Annotated in this window: 3 protein-coding genes and 1 pseudogene; 2 read left to right on the forward strand and 2 right to left on the reverse strand. The window is 57.3% G+C overall.

Features of this window, described 5'->3' with window-relative positions; translation table 11 throughout:
- A pseudogene (locus DOU50_RS23635) lies at positions 1 to 308 on the forward strand (YdcF family protein); the annotation flags it as partial.
- 54 nt (positions 309 to 362) lie between these two features.
- Here the strand turns inward: DOU50_RS23635 and gap are convergent.
- A complete protein-coding gene (gene gap, locus DOU50_RS00650) occupies positions 363 to 1,364 on the reverse strand; it encodes a type I glyceraldehyde-3-phosphate dehydrogenase (RefSeq protein ID WP_061715206.1) in 1,002 nt (333 codons plus the stop codon).
- Between the two features lie 189 nt (positions 1,365 to 1,553).
- Between gap and cybB the strand changes: the two genes are divergently transcribed.
- Entirely contained in the window at positions 1,554 to 2,084 is a 531-nt protein-coding gene (gene cybB, locus DOU50_RS00655) for a cytochrome b561 (RefSeq protein ID WP_045910487.1), read from the forward strand.
- Positions 2,085 to 2,182: 98 nt separating this feature from the next.
- Here the strand turns inward: cybB and DOU50_RS00660 are convergent.
- Positions 2,183 to 3,189, reverse strand: a 1,007-nt coding sequence (locus DOU50_RS00660; protein WP_148768508.1) for an oxidoreductase, incomplete at its 5' end; no start/stop codon positions are given.

The following is a 3,189-nucleotide window of genomic DNA, read 5'->3' on the forward strand; positions in this document are numbered from 1 at the left end:
CGTTTGCCCGCGTTTGTCGGGATGAGCCCGTTTCGCCGCAGTGGGTCAGCCATCCCGGGTTTACGCCGACGCTGCAAAACGGTAAAGAGGGCGTGGAATTCAGTGAGAGCAACACCGGCCTGTGGCCCGTTGACCGTTATCTATCACTGGTTATGGGGGAACTGCCGCGCCTGTATGATGACGCCAACGGCTATGGCCCGGCCGGGCGGGATTATATTGCTCACGTTGAATTCCCCGAGGCCGTCACGGCCGCATGGAGACAGCTGCAGCAGGATCCGGTCCTGAAGGTGGCGCGAAAAATCAGCTGAGCACGGAACAAATCCCTCGCCCCATTGGGGAGAGGGTTAGGGTGAGGGGAAAAATCACAGCGCCGCAAACTTATCCAGCGTCCGCACCAGCTGCGTCACAAAACCATATTCGTTGTCATACCACGCGACGGCTTTCACCAGCTGCAGCTCTCCCGCTTCTGACACCTCCGTCTGCGTGGCGTCAAACACCGAACCATAATGTGAGCCAATCACATCGGACGACACAATCTCTTCATCGGTATACCCGAACGATTTATTGCCCTGCGTCGCCTTTTTCAGCGCGGCGTTGATCTCCTCAACGGTCACTTTCTTGCCCAGAATGGCCACCAGCTCGGTTACCGAACCCGTTTTTACCGGCACGCGCTGCGCGTGGCCTTTTAGTTTGCCGCTGAGCGCAGGGATCACCAGACCAATGGCTTTGGCGGCACCGGTGGTGTGGGGAATGATATTCTCTGCCGCCGCCCGCGAGGCGCGAAGATCTTTCCCGCGCGGGCCATCCACCAGCGCCTGCGTGCCGGTATAGGCGTGAATGGTGGTCATGGTGCCCACTTTTATTTCAAACGCATCGTTCAGGGCTTTCGCCAGCGGGGCAAGGCAGTTGGTGGTGCAGGAGGCGACGGAGATGATGGTATCACCGGCGTCAATGGTGTCGTCGTTCACGCTGTAGACGATGGTTTTCATGTCACCCGCAGGCGCGGAGATCAGCACTTTCTTCGCGCCGGCGTCCAGGTGCGCCCGTGATTTCTCTTCAGAGGTATAAAAGCCGGTGCACTCCACGACGATATCCACACCGGCGGTTTTCCACGGAATGTGCTTCGCCTCTTTTTCGGCGTACACCGCAATGGTTTTACCGTCAACAATCAGCGCATCCTCGGTGAAATCCACGCTCCACGGGAAGCCACCGTAGTTGGAATCATGCCTGAGCAGGTAGGCCAGCACTTTCGGGGAGGTGAGGTCGTTGATGGCGACGACGGTATTACTGTCCTGGGTTTCAAGAAGGCGACGCAGAACAAGGCGCCCAATGCGTCCAAAGCCGTTAATGCCAATTTTACTCATGGTGTTCTCCTGTAAACGTGTCGATGCGACAGTTTGAACTCATCCAGGCTTAGACCATCACGGGCAGGGCGGCAATTGAAGATGCTTCATGCGGGGGGAAGTATTTGAAAAACCATACAGAAAAGTTAATGAATTTTTAAGGAAAGGGGATTATGTTGGCGCGGTAACTGTTTTTAATCGGGAAATCACATGCGCACTAAATATACAAGCCTGCAAATCGGCATCCACTGGCTGGTGTTTCTGTTAATTATCGTCGCCTACTGCGCGATGGAGTTCAGAGGTTTCTTCCCGCGCACCGCGCGTCCGGCGATCAATATGATCCACGTCTCATGCGGGATCGGTATTCTGGTGCTGATGGTGACGCGTCTGCTGGTTCGCCTGAAGTTCCGCGCGCCGCCGATTCAACCGAAGCCAAAAGCGATGGTGACGGGGATGTCCCATCTGGGGCACCTGGTGGTGTATCTGCTGTTTATTGCGCTGCCGCTGATTGGCATTGTGATGATGTATAACCGGGGCAGCGACTGGTTTGCCTTTGGCCTGGCGATGCCGCATGCGGCGGAGTCCAATTTTGACCTAGTGGATACGCTGAAGGCGTGGCACGAGACGCTGGCAAACCTGGGCTATTTTGTGATTGGCCTGCACGCGGCGGCGGCGCTGATGCATCACTATTTCTGGAAAGATAATACTCTTCTGCGCATGATGCCGAAAAAGCGTTCGTAGTCATTAACGCTTGCCGGGTGGCGGCTACGCCTTACCCGGCCTACGTTGCAATTCCTGAATCGTAGGCCGGGATCGCTACGCGTCACCCGGCTTGTTTTTTAACCCAGCAAAGCACGCTCTTCAGCTGTTAATGCCAGCGCCTGGGTTGACCCTGTCTCCGAGGACTTCACCGCTGCTTCCAGCACGGCCATGACTGCCAGTGCCTCAACCGGGTGGACCGGATTGGTGATTTTCCCAAGCAGCGCGTCACGCACATTGATGTAATACTGGCGCTGATCGCCTTTCGGGGTAGGGATCGTCTGCGATGCGCCGTCAGCGCCAAAGAACACCATACTGTCGCTGTCTTCGCCCCAGGCTTCACTCCCAGGGATAACCCCGGAGAGCAGCTGTGCTTCCTGCTGATCGATTCTGGCCTTCACCACGCTGCCCTTGTCCCCGTGGACGGCAAAGCGCGCCGTACCGCCTGCCACCAGCATGCTGGCGTGCAGAATCACCTTATGCTCCGGATAGTTTAAGACCACGTGCGCCCAGTCGTTGATTTCTGCGCCGTCGCGCAGCGTCGCGATATTCCCCTGAACCGACTGCGGCAGACCAAAGAGCTGTAGCGTCTGGTCGATAAGATGAGGCCCCAGGTCAAACCACAGGCCGCTCCCGGGGACATTCTGCTCGCGCCAGCGCACGCGCACTTCCGGGCGGAAGCGGTCGATATGCGACTCCAGGTGCTTAACCTTGCCGAGCGTGCCTTGCTCAATGACCTGCTTAATGCCGAAGAAATCACTGTCCCAGCGGCGATTGTGGAAGACAGAAAGCAGTAGCTGCTTTTCCTCCGCCAGCGCAATCAGGTCGCGGGCTTCCTGCATGTCGAGGGTGAAAGGCTTATCCACGACCACGTGTTTACCTGCGTTCAGGGCCAGCGTCGCCAGCGGGGCGTGCGTGGCGTTGGGGGAGGCAATCACCACCAGGTCAACATCAGGATGCTGAATAGCCTCTTCCGGTGTTGCCACCACCTCTACGTCCGGCAGATCGCGTTTCACCTTCTCTTCATCACGAGAAGAGACCACTGCCAGCTTAAGCCCGTCCACAGACTGGATCAGCGGGGCATGGA

Source organism: Enterobacter sp. C6, from assembly GCF_008122455.1.
In the GTDB taxonomy this organism is placed as follows: domain Bacteria; phylum Pseudomonadota; class Gammaproteobacteria; order Enterobacterales; family Enterobacteriaceae; genus Enterobacter; species Enterobacter pseudoroggenkampii.